Genomic DNA, 18,317 nt, shown 5'->3' with positions numbered 1-18,317 from the left:
ACGCTTCGGGGTTTTCTTCCAAATACTTCGACATTTTGGCTTCAAATTCGGCTTTTCAGGTAGATTTTCCCACATTTTCTTGTCCAGATTCATCCAAATACCCGTTTTTAGACAGAAAGGACCTCCTCTACAAGCCTTCTGAGAGGGGTAACTCAAGATTATACACAAAAAAATGCGAAAATCCGTTCTTCAAAAAGAAAGCAGAATTTCGCATTTTAAATCTTATATTCAGCTAAAAGCAGAAGATAAAGGCAAAGTGATTTTTCCGTTCAATACATCTCCCAGTACTTTTCACACTCGTGAAGGTAGTCCGTTTCCGGATGAGTACCGAACACCAGCGCATAGAAGGAAGTACCCCGCAAACGGGCACGATGGATGTCGGCCAGCAGCGCATCATCGGGAGGGGGCATCTCGAAATCGGAAATCAGTACCACATCGGCCCGATGCCAGCCGTGGGTACGCAGCATCATCAGCGCTTCGGCAAAAGCCGGACGCACATCGGTACCGCCGTCGAAACGACGTTGCAGGAAGTCCACCAGCACAGGGAAATCGGTCTTCAAATCGCGCACCAGAAGGGTTTGGATGTCTTCTGAGAAGTTAATGACGTAACATTTCCGCGAGGTGGCTTCCGTCAGTCGGGCAATGGCCAGCACGGCCGACTTGGCCAGGCGTTCGCGGCCTTCGCGCATGGAACCGGAGGTGTCCACACAAATGATATAGGGGCCCTGGGCACTGACTTTCTTTTTCTCCGGCGAACGGTCGGAACGGTCCTCACAGGAATAGGAGTCGAACTGTTGCAGGCGTTTTTCCACATAGCGCTGCATGAAGAAGGGATAGAGTACCTCGTCCGTGAGGTAGCAATACTCCACAGGCAGCAGGCTGTTGAGGTCGTCGCCCAAGGTCACTCCTTCCACGTCGCTTTGGGCGGCATGATGAATCAGACTGTCGGCCCGAAGTCCCGACAGGGAGTCGAAACTTTCTTTCCGTCCGCCCACGTTCTTTCCCAGGCAGCGCACCAGCTCGCGTATCTGGCGGTTCTGCTCCATGGCTTTCTCATAGGGCACCACTTTCTGATAGAGTTCCGGATGGTTCCGCAACAGCCATTTCACGCGCGAGCCCCGGAGGTTGCCCTCCGTTTTCAGACCGAACGACTTGTCCAGCAGGGCGAACCCGTCGCACAGGCGGAAGAGGTGCTGGTACTGGTAGTCGTATTCCTTCACCGAGAGCAGATGGTGCCACTTGTCCAAGAAGAGTTCCTGCAAGGCCGCACGTTCTTCGCTTCCTTCGGGGAGCTGGGACAGGCGACCGATGTAATAGGACACATCGAGTTCGGCCAAGGTATAGCGCTTGCGGAAAGCCGTTTCCATCCGTTGCAGGAAGGTCAGGAAATCGGCCGACGAAAGGGTTTCGTTGGCATAGAAGACTTCCCATTCGGGGGTATAGCGGGAATAGAATTCCTGAAGCGAGGGCACCGTCTTGCGGTAATAGTCCCACACACATTCTTCCAGCTCGCTCTCCAGCACCGTCCGCCCCTGAAGGTATTCTTCCATCCGCGCCCGGCTCCGCTCACGAAGTTGCTCCAAATAGGCTGTTTTCAGGTCTTTCAGACGGATATTCCTCGTTCTCTTTCCGGTATGCATGTTTCATTTCCTCCAATTCGTTCCGATAGCGGAACAGGGCTTTCGTCGGCTCGCCCAGTATCCGGCTCATGGCTTCTTTTTCTCTTCGTCCGACAAACAGATGGTTCGCGCAATAGTCGGCTTCTTCTTTCACCCAGTCGCCGCAATGGGCTTCCACGTGGCCGAGCTGCTGTTCCAGCCGACTGAAGCGGGCGGGAAGGTCTTCGTACGACTGTACTTCCATGGCGGGCAGGGCGGTGCAGTCGGGCGTGCACAGCAAGGGGTATTCATAATCGTTGATGAACACCGAACGGCGGCCCCGACGAAGGGTGTAGACTTTCGAAGGGGATACCTTGCCGCGCATCGAGGGGTCGTATTTCTTCAGCACGTAACAGTCGGTCTTGTATTTGTCTTTATGCAGGTAGAACTGCTTGCCGGTATCGTCCAGTTGCTGGTAGTCGGAAGCGAAGAGGAGCAACCGTCCGGCCAGCCGCACGCGCTCCACCTGGTAATAATACGCATCGACCAGTTGCAGTCCGGCATCGGCCCGCTCGCGCAGGGCTCCTGCCGAGTCGAGTTCTTTCTTCAGGGCTTGCAGGTCGGTTTCAATGCCGGAGAGGTTCAGCACATAGCCGCGCACGCTCTCTCCTACCGCGGTCAGCACGGCATCGCGCACCCAGTCTATCTGTCCGGTCTCGTTCCACAGGCAGTGTACCATCAGCAGGCAGTCGGACAGGCGCACCTCGGTGTTCCCTTGCAGGAAGGCGGAGGCCCGCAGCAGGCGTACGATTTTCTTCCAACGGCGGTCGGACACATACAGGGCGGGTGAAGCGGGCACATCGGCATTTTCCAGCTGGCGGTTGTAGTCTTCCAGCTTGTCCTTGAGGGAATGAATCACTTCCAGCACGGAATAGTGCAGACCGACGGCCTTCATCTGTTCTTGCCATTGTCGGTATTCTTCGTCGCTCACGGCCAGTTGCTCGTCCACCTCCGGCTCGCTTTCATCGGCGGTCAGAATCATCTGGTCGAATTCGGACAGGTCTTCAATGCCGCCCACCAGCTTGCGCACCAGGAAACGGTCGTATAGGGCTTCCAGCCCTTGCCCCGAAGCGGGGAGTTCGTTCGAGGCGGCAATCAGCCCCTTCATGGGCACCCGCACGGAAAACTGTCCGTTGCGGTAGATTTTCTCGTTGATGACGGTCAGCAGGGCATTCTGTATGGCGGGACCGGCTTTCCAGATTTCATCCAGAAAGACCACGGTGGCGGTGGGCAGATAGCCTTCGGTCATACGCTCGTAGGTGTCCTCGTTTTTCAACTTGGCGATGGACACGGGGCCGAAAATCTCGTCGGGGGTACTGAAACGCGACATGAGGTATTCGAACGCGGTACCTCCGCGGAACAGGAGTTTCAGCCGACGGGCTACCATACTCTTGGCTACTCCCGGAGGGCCCAGCAGGAAGATACTCTCTCCTGCCACAGCCGAAAGCAGCGCCAGGGCCATGACTTCTTCCTTGCCGTACACCCGCTTGTTGAGGGTGTCCAGCAGTTGCTCGATACGGTTTTTCAGCGTTTCCATTTGACGTAGAGTGAGGGTACAAACTTATGGTGCTGCGACAGCACGTTGAGGGTCTGGAGCACCACCGACAGCACAATCAGTCCCAGGCCCAGATAGAAACTGAAGTTCAGGTCCTTGGCTTCCTGGAAAATGATCATGGCCCCGATGATGCTGTATATCGGCTCGAGGTTGTAGCTCAGATTGACCGTAAAGGCGGAAATGACTTTCAGCACCTGAATCTGGAGGATATAGAGTCCGACGGTACATACCGACGCCAGACAGAGCAGGTAAATGAAATCCTGTGTCCCGGGCAGAATGGAGGCCACGGGGAAATAATGAAGGTAGAAAGGCAGGATGCACGACAGGCCCAGGAAACCGCCCAGCATCTCGTACATCAGCATGGTGCTGGAGGTATAGTTCACGGCCACTTTCTTGTTGACAATGGTAAACAGCGAAGCCAGGGCCGACGAGATGACGCCCATGCAGATACCGGTCCGGTAGCGGGTGTCGAAATGGAAAATCAGCACGATGCCCCCCACGGCCACCAGGCTGAACAGAATCTCCCGCAAGGAAATGCGGTGACGGTTGATGAGGGGCTCAAAGATGGCGGTAAAGATGCTCATCAGCGACAGGCAAACCACACCGATGGACACGTTGGAGGCCTTGATGCTTCCATAAAAGAAAATCCAGTGGCTGGCCAGCAGCAGCCCCACGGAGGCAATCTTTGCCACATCGCCGAAAGTGACCTTCCGCAACTTCTTCAGGCACGAAAGCAACAGAAAGAACATCACGGAGGCAAACATCATCCGGTACCACACGAGCAGTCCTTCGTTCAGGGAAATCAGTCTCCCGAACACGCCCGTCCCTCCGGCAATGAGAATGGAAAGATGCAGTTTTATAAATGCTTCCTTCATAATGACAGAATCTAATGTGATAACGATACAAGAAAGCGAAGAACTCCTTGCGCATGACCGGCGGAATTCTTCGCTTCTTATGTGATTTACTGAATAATCGTCAGCTGATTACAGCGGCATGTTGCCGTGTTTCTTCGGCGGATTGCTCTGGCTCTTGTTCTGAGTCATTTCCAATGCCTGAATCAGTTTGTAACGGGTATCTTTCGGCAGGATGATTTCATCGATGTAACCCTGTTCGGCCGCACGGTAAGGATTGGAGAATTTTTCCTTGTATTCTTCCACTGCCTTGGCTTTCTCTTCCGGAGTAGCCTTGCGGTAGAGGATGTTTACGGCACCGTCGGCACCCATTACGGCGATTTCGGCAGTCGGGTAAGAGAAGTTCACATCGGCACCAATCGGTTTGCTGTTCATCACGATGTAAGCACCTCCGTAAGCCTTACGGGTAATCACGGTAATCTTAGGTACGGTAGCTTCTGCATAGGCATACACAATCTTCGCTCCGTGACGGATGATACCGTTGTGTTCCTGTGTGCATCCCGGCAGGAAGCCCGGCACGTCTTCGAACGTCACGATAGGAATATTGAAGCAGTCGCAGAAACGGATGAAGCGGGAAGCCTTGTCAGAGGCATCGATGTCGAGCACACCGGCCAGGTAAGCAGGCTGGTTGGCCACGATACCTACGGAACGTCCGCCCAGACGGGCAAATCCGACTACGATGTTCTTGGCAAAGTGAGGCATCACTTCAAAGAAATAATGGTTGTCGACCACCGGCTCGATGATATTCTTGATATCATACGGCATGTTCGGGTCGTCCGGAATGACTGTCATCAGCGATTCTTCCGCACGGCGGATATCGTCGGTGCAAGGAATCATCGGCGCATCTTCCATGTTGTTGGAAGGAAGGAAGCTCAACAGTTCACGGATGCTCATCAGGGTTTCTTCTTCCGTATCGCAAAGGAAGTGTGTCACACCGCTCTTGCTGCTGTGGGTATAGGCACCACCCAGTTCTTCCTTGTCCACTTCTTCGTGGGTCACGGCTTTCACTACGTCCGGACCGGTGATGAACATGTGGCTCTTTTCCTTCACCATGAAGATAAAGTCGGTCAGGGCCGGAGAATAGCAGGCACCTCCCGCACACGGACCCAAGATGGCTGAAATCTGCGGAATCACACCCGAAGCAATGGTGTTCTGATAGAAGATGGAAGCGTAACCGGAGATACTGCCCACACCTTCCTGGATACGGGCACCACCTGAGTCGTTCAAGGCAATGACCGGAGCACCGTTCTTCAGCGCCAGTTCCTGTACCTTCACGATTTTCTGGGCACCGGTCGCACTCAGCGTACCGCCATACACGGTGAAGTCGTATGCATATACATATACCAGACGGCCGTCAATCTTACCGTAACCGCATACGATGCCGTCGCCCGGAATGTGTTTCTTGTCCATGCCAAAGTCTGTGCAATGGTGGATTACAAATTTGTCGATTTCATTGAACGTACCCTTGTCGAGCAACATGTCGATACGTTCGCGGGCTGTCATGTGACCGTTGGCGTGCTGTTTTTCCACGCGTTCTACACCGCCGCCCTGAGAAGCCAGCTTGTCCAGCTCCTCAAATTTCTTATATTGTTCTGCTGTTGTCATTGTTCGTCTTCTTTAATTACATCCAACGTCATTATTACCTGATTGCTGTTGACAGAATCTCCTTCGTTCACGAGGATTTCCTTCACCACGCATTCACTGTTCACCTTGTAGTTGCTCTGCATCTTCATGGCTTCAATCACTACCACGATGTCGCCAGCCTGCAGACGGTCGCCTACCTTTACCGGAATCTTGACCACCTTACCCGGCATCGGAGAAACAATCTTGTCCTGTTGCTTTTCCTCCCCGCCCTTGCGCATGCGCAGGTATTTGGCCTGTGAGTCGATGATGTCGATGTTGTATGACTGGTAATGTGCGTTCACGGTATAGCTTTTTCCGCCTTCCTTACGAATCAGTTCGGCGTTGTACGACTTTCCTTCGTGCAGGATGGAACAGCTTCCGTTTTCGGCCATCACGATGTCTACATCGTAAGGCACTCCGTCGATGGTCAGCTGCACCTTGTTGCCTTCCTTGCTGACCAGTGTCACGTCCGCAACTCTGTCACCTATATGTATTTCCATAATCTTCTACTTTTTAATTAAAACACGCTTAGATTCGCAATACTCCTTTTTTCAGACCGAATTCGCGCCAGCGGCTGATCGGACGGTTATCGCTGGATGCCGACTTGTTTTCTTCCAGGTTCATCAGGTAGTCGATGTAAGCGGCAATCATGGCAATGTTTTCAGTTTCTTCCTCCTTCTGTCCGGCCCATTCACGGAGCATATCCTGGTGTTTCGGGATGAACAGGGTATTGTAATGTCCTTCCACGAAATCGGGCACGTTCATGATGTGACGCAAGTAACCGATGTTAGTCTTCAGTCCGGTAATCTTGTATTCGTACAACACGCGGCGCATACGTTCGATGGCAAACTCACGAGTGGTAGCCCACACAATCAGCTTACCAATCATCGGGTCATAATAAATAGGAATTTCGTAGCTTTCGTACACATAGCTGTCGATACGTACGCCGATGCCATTCGGCTCAATCAGCTGACGGATGACACCCGGAGAAGGCATGAAGTTGTTTTCTGAATCCTCGGCACAGATACGGCATTCAATGGCATGTCCGCGCTGCTGCAGGTCTTCCTGCTTGAAGTGGAGCGGCTCGTTGTTGGCCACACGAAGCTGTTCCTTTACCAGGTCCACACCTACCACTTCTTCCGTGATAGGATGTTCTACCTGCAAACGGGTATTCATTTCCAAGAAGTAGAAATTGCGGTGCTTGTCGACCAGAAACTCAATCGTACCGGCTCCTTTGTAATGCACAGCCTTCGCCGCAGCCACAGCTGCTTCACCCATTTTCTGACGCAATTCAGGAGTGACAAAAGGAGAAGGAGTTTCTTCCACGATTTTCTGGTTACGACGCTGGATAGAACATTCACGTTCAAAAAGATGTACGGCATTTCCGAAATTATCACCCAGAATCTGGAATTCGATATGATGAGGTTCTTCTACAAATTTTTCCAGATAAACGGTATCGTCACCAAAAGAAGACATAGACTCCGAACGGGCTGTGTTATAGGCTTCTTCCACTTCATCTTCACTGTGGATGAGACGCATACCCTTACCTCCACCACCCATGGAAGCTTTCAACATGACCGGATAACCGATTTGATTACAGATTTCTTTGGCCTCTTCTACACTCTGCAAAGGCTGCTCTGTACCTGGGACCACCGGAACTCCCGCCGCAATCATGTGCTTGCGGGCAGAAATCTTGTCACCCATGGCATCCATCGTTTCCGGATCCGGGCCGATGAAGATAATACCTTCCTGACGGCAACGACGTGCAAACTCTGAATTTTCAGACAGGAACCCATATCCCGGATGAATAGCATCCACTCCATGACGTTTTGCCGCCATGATAATCTTATCTATGTTCAGATAACTTTCGCGCGATGCAGCAGGACCTATCAGACAAGCTTCATCCGCATAAAGTACGTGGCGAGCCGTTCTGTCGGCTTCGGAAAAAACTGCCACGGTACGAATGCCCATTTCACGGCAAGAGCGCATCACGCGCACAGCAATTTCACCACGGTTAGCGATCAATACTTTGTGTATCATGCTTTATATTTTAATTATGATTTCTATGATACCGAGTCGTTCTCATACGACCCAATTACCTGATTATCCACACACTGAAAAATCCATTCGTGCACAGATAACCTAAAAACTGTGCAAAAATAGCAAAAAAAGAGACACCGTTCCAACGAATGCCTCTTTTTTTGCCAAATCGCTACTCTTTCCCCATAAAATACCTACAAATGAGGAGAAAATTAGCTTTCTAAAAACAATAACGCAAAGTCGAGTTTACAAAACAACGGAATGCATTATATGTATTTTTATTCCTAAAATATTTTATAAAATCTCATTTTTCCCCTTCGGAATCCATTACACAAACCGTTTTATCGAGCCTGCCGGACGGTATAAATGACTTTGCCGTCCTTATTAATCATGTGCAGACACAACTCTTTTTTATCAGCCGAAATCAAAGAAAATCCGGTTTCACCGCTACAGAACTGCGTTCCATCGACCGCTTTTACCTTACGGCTTAACGAACCGGAAGAATTTACGACATAATCTATCGAACTCCCCGGCTTGCGGATGTGCTGGAAGTTGTGAATATGACCGCACAGATACATATTTACATTTTTATGCTTACGCAATACGCTGTCCACTCTTTTTTCCATGTCCAGACGTTCCGCGTCACTTTTGTCGGTGTCTGCAAAAATCGGATGATGCCCCACAACCAACACCCAGTCTTCCGTGGCCGCAGTAAGCACAGAGTCCATCCAAGCCAGCTGTTTGTCCATGTCCTGCTTGCAGGCATCCGGATATTTCTCCACGTCCTTCCGATACTTGTCCAGCAAAGGAGCCGTGTCAATCATGACCAGACGCACAGTGACATCATCATTCTCCAACACCTTTGTGTAATAACGGGCAGGCATCTCCCAGCGAGCGCTTACCTGTGCGTAATCCAATACAGCCTGGGTATTGCCACGGTATTCGTGGTTTCCCATAACCGGATACCAGGGAATCATCAGCTCCGGATGACTGTATATCAGTTCATAGTTGGTCATCCACAACGGGTCGTTCACACTGCGGACACCTTCAAAATGGTGTACATCCCCCGCAGCCACTACTGCTTCAATATCCACATTCTCCGCCATCTGTCCCATCAGTTCGGCGATAGGCTTCTGGTCGTAATATCCGTTACGGCCCAAGTCATTGGCCAACAGAAAGTTCACCGGCTTTTCCAACGCCTTCCATGCCGAAGCCTCTTGCGCAAAAGCTACCAATACAGACAAGGACAAACAACATGTCCAGAAAAATCTCTTCAATGAAATCATAATTCAAGTCTTTAAAATAGTTGAGGTATTCAAAGAATAAGTCCGAAACATACTGTCCGGACTTATTCCACTCGGAAAAATACAGTCAATACAGACTGACTTAACAAAACCTAGAAAAGGAATTTATCATTTTGCGCCATAGGCACCGAAACGAGCTTCCACTTTCGGAGATGTATATGTCTGGCCGTTTACGCTCAAACCTTCTGTCCCGAAATAAGGAGCCAGTGCCGCATCGTTTCCGTCATACGCACCGGTCAATACCGGAGAACCAGCTTCTACCTGGAAATCCCATGCCTCATCGTACACGTAATTTGTCAAGGCTACGTCATTAATCGGGAAGTTGACAAATTTCGGGTCATTGGCTGCACATTCTTCAGCAGTCTTTGTAATCACACTGTGTGCATCTACCACACCTTCATTGTAGTTTTCATGTGCGTATGCATATCCTTCCCAAGAATAAGCCACACCAGATTCTTCCGTAAACACGACATCACTTTTCTGTGTACCGGAAGCATAATAGTTATAATCAATGACAGACTGGTCGTTATAGCCTTCATCCACATTATTCGGAATGTCATAATTCGGAGTCATAGCTCTGAACTTGCAGTTCACCATCAGGTTATTGAAGACATTTGCCAACGCATTCTTTTCGACATACACGCAACCGCCTTTTTCACCGTCACGACGCCATCCGGCATTGATAATGGTGTTGTTGTAAGCCTGGATTTTGGCCATTGCGCGGTCTTCGCTCTGACCGGAGCTGGACAGCTTCAAGCCGTTGGTATTCGGACTGAACATCACATTGTCGGCCACATCGACCACGCAACCGGCTTTTACGTTTACAGCTTCTGCCCCGTCGTATCCGTTGGCGGCGAAAATATTATTGGCAATAATGGCATTTCCTCCCATCAGGTAAATACCATCCGACCAGCCGTTGCGCAGGATGGAATTGGTAATCACATAACGTCCGTTAATGTTGTTAGTGGTAATCTGGGGATAGGCGTCATCTCCGGCTGTATAGATTTCAGCGCTTGCTGCAGGAGAACCTTCAATTACCTGACCTCCCGTATATTCAATGATGGTATGGTCAATCAGCATTTCCTCACAAGTAGCACTGGCCACAATCCCACCCCAAAGGCCTTCAAAAATATTTTCATTGGTGCGTTCATTCTCTGGGACAGAGAACAGAATCGGTTTTTCAGCAGTTCCTTCACAATACAAATTACCATTGACAGTAAACTCAATCGGTGCGTGATTGGCTCCTACTCCGTCTGAACTTACAATGATTTGTGCTCCTTCCTTTATCACCAGGCTCTTTCCTTCCGGCACAGTATAATGATCCGTAAGCTTTACGATGGTATCAGCAGGCCAGACAATGACATTGTCATCGGTTTCCTCACTGTTTCCACCATTATTTTCATCATTTCCATCTGTATTCTCAGTACCGTCACCATTAGAGATTGGATCTTCTTCCGTACAAGCGGCCATAAACGACAACGCTACCAAAGCTGTACTTGCCAGCAAATAATTTTTCAGTCTCATTACGTAATAAATTTAGTTACTAGTTAAATATGTATAGTTTATTATAGTTTATATCTGATTCCCAGCATGAACGACTGTCCGTGCCATTCTTTCCGTTCTATCACATTCCCGTCCTTCCGTTCCGAGGTTACACTCGCTGTTTGCGGACCTTTCTGAATGAATCGTAACAAAGGAGTGTCCAGCAGATTGGACGCTTTGGCAAAAATACTGATGCCGTTCTTGAAGCTCTTTTCCACAGACGCATCCAGCTGCATGTAGCCGTCTTCCCAAATATCATCATTGTACCAGTTGGAAATATCGCTCAAACGTTTTCCTGTGTAACTTCCGGCAATCTGTCCTTCCCAGCCATACTTGGTGCTTTTGAAAAGCAACGATAAATTCGCCACATGGGCCGCCTGTCCGAACAAAGGACGTGTCTGCGAAATGCTCTTCACATCGTTGCCGTCCATGATACGCTTCTCGGTCGTAATCGTAGAGTGGGTATACGTATAATTGGCCTTGATACCGAACCAGTTAAAGTATTTCATGATATCTACTTCCACGCCCAGATTGGTCGCATCTCCGAAGTTCATCGGCTTGTAATAGGTATCCTGCCCTTCGTTCAACAGACCATATTCAATCGGGTTCTGCAACCGTTTGTAGAACATGCCCACCATAAACTGTTCGGATGATTTCGGGAAATATTCATAGCGCAGGTCAATGTTGTCGGCCACGGTATGTTTCAAATCCGGATTACCCTTTTCCTTGTAGTCTTCATTGATAATGCTGTAAGGCACAATCTCAAAGAAGCTGGGGCGGTTGATAGACCGTGCGTACGAGAAACGCAGGTTGGCATTTTTATGCACTCCATATTTTGCATGAAAGCTGGGCAGCATATCCGTATACTTCTGGTTTCCCTCGGGATCTTCATTCTCGGTCGGGAACTTCAATACATATCCTTGATTGGTATGTTCCACACGTACTCCCGCAATGAACTCCCATTTCCGATAGGTATATTTCACCATTCCGTAGCCTGCGCCAATCTTTTCAGAAGCATCGTAGTTCAACGGGTCACTGATGTTACCGTATTTCAAGGGAGTAAACAAAATCTCATCATAGTTATTCCAGTCTTCCCCCTGATATTGCGGATCTTTCACTCCCGTCGCCGAGTTAAAGGTATATTCATTGAAAAAGCTGTCACGTTTTTTGTCGCGATACATACCTCCTACGGAGAAATCAAAGACAGAACCACCGTCCAATTTCAGTTTGTACATCAAGTCCACATATCCCGCCTTATCTTTATCCGAATTGTGTTCCCAACGCCGGGTAGCTGCTCCAGAAGTCTGTACGTGTGTGCCTTGCAAGAAAATTTCCGTATTATCCGGAGTCTCACTGTAGGCTTTCGAGATAACGGCCGACCAGTTCAGGCGAAGCGCCCCATCGTCCAAAAAGGAATGTTCACCTTTCAAGGTTGAGTTGATGATATACTGATGGTTCCACTTCATACGTACTGCCCCTTCCTTGTCGTCATGTCCGTCGCGCACTTCTGCTTCACGCATATCCATGTAACCATTATACCAGGTCAGCTTATGATGTTCGTTAATGAAATAGTCCAGTTTAGCATGCGCCCCGATACGGGTCTGCTGGGAAGAGTAATTACGATACTCAATGCCGTTGTGAGTGGTGCCCGGCTGATAATACAACTGGCTTTCCTTACCACGATAGGTATTCAGGAAACTGCCGGCCAGCATCACGCCCAGCTTGTTCTGAAAGAAACGGTCGCCATAAGAAATTCCGGCAGTCAGATCCGGCAAGGGCTTTTTCCAACTCATCCGTAAGTTGTCGGTTGTGAAATTATCCATGGTCACCCGGTTATCTTCCGGCATACCCATCTGTTCATAAGGCGACTGTTTGACAATGGCCCCGTGGTTGAACGACTGGAAGTCACGGCCGAAATACATGGCATTGTAACCGGTCGACAAATTCACGGTAAACTGCCGTTCCGTAGGCGCATCCTTCATAATCAGGTTGACTGCTCCTCCGATTCCATCACCTTCCATATTGGCGGTCAGCGATTTGGTTACTTCCAGACGGTCGAGCATCTCCGACGGGAAAATATCCAGCGGCACGAAACGGTTCTTGTTGTCCGGACTCGGAATCTTCACCCCATTAATCAAGGTATAATTGTAACGCTTGTCCATACCACGCAGAATCGCATACTGGCCTTCTCCACTACTGTTCCGCTCAATGGTCACGCCCGACATACGTTGAATCACATTCGCTACCGTGATATCCGGAGAAAGTTCGATGGCCTTGGCACTCATCACGTTGACCACATTCATCGCCTGACGTTCAATGCCGCGTGCCCCAGCTTCCGTTCTTCCCGGATTGGAGGCCACCACCACGACTTCATCCAGTGCCACGTCATCGGTTTTCAACGGAATCACGATTTCTTTCTTGTCTGGGGTGATAGTCACCTCATATTTTTTGTATCCCACATAAGAACAGACCAATGTATATTTATCCCGATTGACAGACAGATTAAAACTACCGTCCAACCCCGTAACAGCTCCCTTTCCGGGCTCTTCTTTTACCATTACCGATGCACCGATAATTTCCTCTCCTGTCTGTGCATCCTTAATCTTTCCTTTTACCACACTGGCCTGCACACTTGCAGACATCAGTGACAACAATGCCAAAACGATACTTGCTTTCATTTGCTTTTCTTATTTGCCGCAAAAGTATCCCATCCCATTTTCATCCGTATTGCATAGAAATTTCTTTTTTGTTACATTTAGGCAAGAGATACGTGCATAAAAAAAGAGGTATCCCTTTCAAAAAGGAATACCTCTCCTTACAATATGTATAATACCTCCAGGTTACTTCACCTGCGCCGGAAGCTGAATACTTTCCACCACTTTTTTCCAGTAACTCCGAACGTCTTTCCAAGCATAATAAGGAGCCATCTCACTGTGAAGCGGCAGCTTCACCTCGCGTTCGTTCAACAGCACCTTGACCAGCACCTCTTTCACCCCTTTCTTACGGTAGAATATCAGTTGCACATTTCCACACATCGGAATGATGCGATAGGTACGGTACGTATCCGCAACGTGCTGCCAGTCCGCCGTGGAAGCCTGTAAGTCATTGATGGCCATCAGTACCGCCAGAGGAGCCAGGTTCGTGTCATGTCCATAACGCAACGTCACTCCATTCTTTCGGGAAGCAATCACGGTATCGGCTGTTTCGATAAAATTTTTCAACAGATTTTTTTCGAGCTTGTACATGCAGCCGTCACTCAATGGGGAAGCTCCTTTCTCATAATACCATTCAAAGTTGTTGCGCTGCCACAAGTCATACCGTTCCTGCGAAGTGAACAGAAAAGACAAATCAGGCTGACGGTCACTGCTTTGGCTGATGCCATGTAACTCAAACAAGTCTGTCATCAACTTCACCGGCTGGATATGAGTCTCTACGTAAGAAGAATCACGAAACAGCTGTTTCATCAAGCGTGCCGGATGCACATACACGCTATCTGCCACACGATACACCGAGTCACTGTTCTCCAGATGCTGCGCTTCATACAAAGGATTCTTGTACTTTATATAATAGGCATCTGCCTCACTGGACTGCGTGGTGATGTGCAGCTTGGGGTTCAACCCCTTCAATTCCACACAACCGGCTGCCATGGAAAGAAAGGCCCGTGTTTTATAGGTAGAACGTGCATCCACATGTGCTCCGTCACTGAATACCTCCGGATAATGCCGGTACATCCGGTCTATCAGCTCCCGATGTTGCCGCGCCCCTTTCGGCGTCAGCTCGCCATAACGTGCTTCGGCTTCCTGAGCCAAAGCAGCCACCACCTTCAATGCCCGCTTTCCGTCTGCAGTCAGCACCCCGGCCTCATCCGCTGCAAGGAGAAGCGACAAAGGCTGGGTATATTTCTTCTCCTTCGTCAGATAACGCGAACCATGACGGGCGAACATCGATATATAAAAAGGAGTATAACCCGCGGGAGCAGGTGTAAGTTGCACATCGGGTACCTCATAGGCATAGTATTTTCCTCCCGCCAGTGCCGGATTCTCATCAATCTCTTCACGTGCCGTCTGCCCCTGCATGCACAAAGGGAAAACCAGAAACGGCAGTATCCATCCTGTTTTTCTCATAAGCCTTTTTTAGTTTGAGGCATAAAAATAGCCAATTATCCCTCCCGGTCCTTTCCTTCTGCCCCGAAAAAGGAGCACCTCAAGCTTACTGAAACAGAAATGCAATCCCACTGTCACCCAATTGAGACAACCGGGGCCTACTGAGCCTTTTCTCCTTCCAGGCTGACAATTTCCTGCAGGATACTGACTGCATCTTTCACGTTGGTCACCTTGGAAACCACCATGCTCCGGCGTCCGTTCTGTTCCCGCAAATTGCAGTAACGAGGGTTCTTGGACATATAAGAAATAATCTTTCCGAAAGCCATACTCTGATAATACGGACTGTCCAGGTTGCTGACAAAAAAGAGGGTCATGCGCTGGGCTTTCAACACCACTTTCTCCACTCCGAGGCGCTTGGCCAGCCGCCTCAACGGCACAATGCGCAGCAACTCTTCTCCTTCGGGAGGAATCTTTCCAAAGCGGTCGAGCAATCGGGCCCTGAACGCCTCCACATCCTTGTCCAGTTCCAACTTGTCCAGCTCCCGGTACAACAGCATACGCTCACTGCTGCTCGGAATGTATTCATTCGGGAACAGCAACTCCAGGTCACTTTCCACGGTACATTCATCCACAAACTCTTCGCCGCTGATTTTCTCTTCGCCGGCCTTGATTTCATCCGCATACAAGTCGGCAAATTCTTCGTTTTTCAGTTCGGTCACTGCCTCGTTCAGAATCTTCTGATAAGTTTCATATCCCAAGTCGGCAATGAATCCGCTCTGTTCAGCTCCCAGCATGTTCCCGGCTCCACGGATGTCCAAATCCTGCATGGCAATGTGAATACCACTACCCAAGTCACTGAAATTCTCGATGGCCTGCAAACGGCGTTTGGCTTCCGGTGTCAGTGAAGACAACGGAGGAGCCAGCAAGTAGCAGAAAGCTTTCTTGTTGCTTCGTCCCACACGCCCCCGCATCTGATGCAGGTCGCTCAATCCGAAGTTCTGCGCCTGGTTGATAATAATAGTATTGGCATTGGGAATATCGATACCACTCTCAATGATAGTCGTAGCCAGCAGCACATCGTAGTCATAGTTGACAAAATCGAAGATAATCTTTTCCAGTTCCTCCGGCTGCATCTGTCCGTGTCCGATGCACACCCGGCAGTCCGGAATATTCCGCTGAATCATGGCCTTCAGTTCCGCCAGATTCTGAATCCGGTTGTTCACAAAAAAGACCTGCCCGTTACGGCTCATTTCGAAGTTGATGGCCTCGGTAATGATTTCCTCATTAAACGTGTGCACTTCTGTCTGAATCGGATATCGGTTGGGTGGCGGAGTCTGGATAACCGACAAGTCACGGGCTCCCATCAGTGAGAACTGAAGCGTACGCGGAATCGGCGTAGCCGTCATAGTCAATGTATCCACGTTCACCTTTATCTGACGGAGTTTCTCCTTCACGCTCACCCCGAACTTCTGCTCCTCGTCAATAATCAGCAATCCCAAATCCTTGAACTTCACACTCTTCCCGATAATCTTGTGCGTACCAATGAGTATATTGATGCTTCCTTCGGCCAGTTCCTTCAGGATGCGGCTGGTATCTTTTGCAGTCCGCGCGCGACTCAAGTATTCCACCTTGCAAGGCATCCCCTCCAGACGCTTCTTAAACGTTTGGTAATGCTGGAAAGCCAACACCGTAGTCGGTACCAGTACCGCCACCTGCTTGTTGTCGGCCACTGCCTTGAAAGCTGCCCGGATGGCCACCTCCGTCTTTCCGAAGCCCACGTCCCCGCACACCAGACGGTCCATCGGCTTGTCGCTCTCCATGTCCGCCTTCACGTCTTGAGTAGCCTTCAGCTGGTCGGGCGTATCCTCGTATAGGAAGCTGGCCTCCAGTTCGTGCTGCAAGAAGCTGTCGGGGCTATATTTAAATCCTTTTTCCTGTTTACGCTGCGAATACAATTTAATCAAATCGCGGGCAATGTCCTTAATCTTGGTCTTCGTCCGTTCCTTGATTTTCTCCCAAGCACCAGTTCCCAGCTTGCTGATGCGCGGCTGTTCGCCTTCCTTGCCTTTGTATTTCGAGATTTTATGCAGCGAATGAATGGACACAAACACTACGTCGTCATTCTGATACACCAGCTTGATGACCTCCTGCGTAGTATTCCCGTTCGGGATGCGCACCAGTCCCGCAAAACGGCCGATACCATGGTCGATATGCACCACATAGTCTCCCGGTTCAAACGTGTTCAGTTCCTTCAGTGACAACGCCACCTTTCCGCTACGGGCTTTGTCACTTCGGAGGTTGTATTTATGAAAACGGTCGAATATCTGATGGTCTGTAAACACACACATCCGAAGGGTATGGTCCACAAAGCCCTCGTGCAGCGTACGGTCCACCGGCTCAAACGTAATCCGGTCTCCTCTTTCCTGAAAGATATCTTTCAATCGCTCCGTCTGTTTGGCACTATCCGAACAGATATACAGACAATAACCCCGTTGCAGGAAGTCGGTAAAGGAACTGGATACCAAATCAAAATTCTTATGAAAAATTGGTTGTACAGAAGTTTCAAACTTCATCCGTGCCTGAGGAGTTCCTATGGCCTTATGCCCGAAATCAATCCGGAAAAACTCCAAGGCACACACCGTAAACTCAGCCCCGTCAATCAGTTTCCGGGAAAGATTCATCAGCTCTGTCTGCTCTCCTTCGTAGGCTTTCAACGCCTGAGGCGATACGGTCTCTTCATGAACCGCCTGAATACGTTCGCGTACCCAAAGCAAATCCTTTACCCAAAGAATCGCATCTTTTGAAACGAAGTCCAAGAAACAGATATCCGAACCTTCCGAGGTGGACAGTTCCGGCACGATGCTCACCGACTCCTTTTTCTCTTTCGACAGCTGTGTCTCGACTTCAAACGTCCGGATGCTGTCAATCTCATCACCGAAGAAGTCGATTCGATAAGGATATTCCGACGCAAAGGAATATACGTCCAGGATACTCCCTCGCAAGGCAAACTGTCCCGGCTCGTACACATAGTCCACATGTTCAAAACCATAGCCGGAAAGTTTTTCCATAAGCTTTCCGGTATCTTCCTTCTGCCCCACCTTCAATGTCAAGGTCGATGCGGAAAGCTGGTTCCGGGATACCACTTTTTCGGCCAAGGCTTCCGGGTAAGTGACCACTGCCACCGGCTCCTGCCGTTCCAGACGGCTCAGCACCTCCGTACGAAGAATCTCGTTGGCTGCATCTTTCTGCCCGTACTTGATAGCCCGACGGTAAGAAGAAGGAAAAAACAGGATGTCCGCATCTCCGTTTACCTGTACCATGTCATGGTAAAAATATCCCGCTTCCTCCAGGTCGTTCAGAATAAACACATGAATATCCGGTATCGACTTGACACATACTGAAGCGAACAAAGAGGCACACGACCCGTGCATCCCTTCCAAGAATACATTTTTAACACTCTTATCCTTACACAAAGAAGCCAAACCCATGGTATTGGGATGTTTGGCATAAATATCTTGCAATTCCTTTATACTCATCGTTCCATCTATAGATGGTGCAAAAATAGCAAATATCGTTTGAAT

Annotated in this window: 11 protein-coding genes; all 11 read right to left on the bottom strand. The window is 49.6% G+C overall.

The annotated features are described in order from the left end of the window. Positions 1 to 269 precede the first annotated feature (269 nt). Positions 270 to 1,640, bottom strand: a complete 1,371-nt coding sequence (locus OIM59_RS03435) for a VWA domain-containing protein (RefSeq protein ID WP_299173803.1) — start codon at positions 1,638 to 1,640, stop codon at positions 270 to 272. Next, positions 1,567 to 3,195, bottom strand: coding sequence for an AAA family ATPase (locus OIM59_RS03430; RefSeq protein WP_303895075.1), 1,629 nt, complete (start codon positions 3,193 to 3,195; stop codon positions 1,567 to 1,569). The genes OIM59_RS03435 and OIM59_RS03430 overlap by 74 nt, the downstream gene beginning before the upstream one ends. Next, positions 3,183 to 4,088 carry a DMT family transporter gene (locus tag OIM59_RS03425; RefSeq protein WP_299173808.1) on the bottom strand — a complete coding sequence of 302 codons (906 nt, stop codon included), beginning with the start codon at positions 4,086 to 4,088 and terminating at the stop codon, positions 3,183 to 3,185. The genes OIM59_RS03430 and OIM59_RS03425 overlap by 13 nt, the downstream gene beginning before the upstream one ends. 108 nt (positions 4,089 to 4,196) lie before the next feature. Continuing rightward, the gene (locus tag OIM59_RS03420) at positions 4,197 to 5,729 is read right to left on the bottom strand and encodes an acyl-CoA carboxylase subunit beta (protein WP_022354531.1); all 1,533 of its coding nucleotides are present in this window, start codon (positions 5,727 to 5,729) and stop codon (positions 4,197 to 4,199) included. Further along, positions 5,726 to 6,247 (bottom strand): biotin/lipoyl-containing protein, encoded by a 522-nt coding sequence (locus OIM59_RS03415; protein WP_072541981.1) that lies wholly within the window; start codon positions 6,245 to 6,247, stop codon positions 5,726 to 5,728. The genes OIM59_RS03420 and OIM59_RS03415 overlap by 4 nt, the downstream gene beginning before the upstream one ends. A gap of 28 nt (positions 6,248 to 6,275) precedes the next feature. After that, complete coding sequence (gene accC / locus OIM59_RS03410) at positions 6,276 to 7,787, bottom strand: acetyl-CoA carboxylase biotin carboxylase subunit (RefSeq protein WP_299173812.1); 1,512 nt, start codon at positions 7,785 to 7,787, stop codon at positions 6,276 to 6,278. 341 nt (positions 7,788 to 8,128) lie between these two features. Continuing rightward, a complete protein-coding gene (locus OIM59_RS03405; protein WP_303895067.1) occupies positions 8,129 to 9,073 on the bottom strand; it encodes a metallophosphoesterase in 945 nt (314 codons plus the stop codon). 126 nt (positions 9,074 to 9,199) lie between these two features. Next, positions 9,200 to 10,615: a hypothetical protein gene (locus OIM59_RS03400; RefSeq protein WP_303895064.1), complete on the bottom strand. Its 1,416-nt coding sequence runs from the start codon at positions 10,613 to 10,615 to the stop codon at positions 9,200 to 9,202. A gap of 41 nt (positions 10,616 to 10,656) precedes the next feature. After that, positions 10,657 to 13,311, bottom strand: coding sequence for a TonB-dependent receptor domain-containing protein (locus tag OIM59_RS03395; RefSeq protein WP_303895062.1), 2,655 nt, complete (start codon positions 13,309 to 13,311; stop codon positions 10,657 to 10,659). Between the two features lie 162 nt (positions 13,312 to 13,473). Then, on the bottom strand, positions 13,474 to 14,757 hold the full coding sequence (locus tag OIM59_RS03390; RefSeq protein ID WP_303895059.1) for a histidine-type phosphatase: 1,284 nt from the start codon (positions 14,755 to 14,757) through the stop codon (positions 13,474 to 13,476). A 137-nt stretch (positions 14,758 to 14,894) separates the two neighbouring features. Next, on the bottom strand, positions 14,895 to 18,272 hold the full coding sequence (gene mfd, locus OIM59_RS03385; RefSeq protein WP_303895057.1) for a transcription-repair coupling factor: 3,378 nt from the start codon (positions 18,270 to 18,272) through the stop codon (positions 14,895 to 14,897). Positions 18,273 to 18,317: the final 45 nt, after the last annotated feature.

It is taken from the genome of Bacteroides mediterraneensis (assembly GCF_025993685.1).
GTDB lineage: Bacteria > Bacteroidota > Bacteroidia > Bacteroidales > Bacteroidaceae > Phocaeicola > Phocaeicola mediterraneensis_A.
This window is presented reverse-complemented; position numbering and strand designations above follow the sequence as displayed.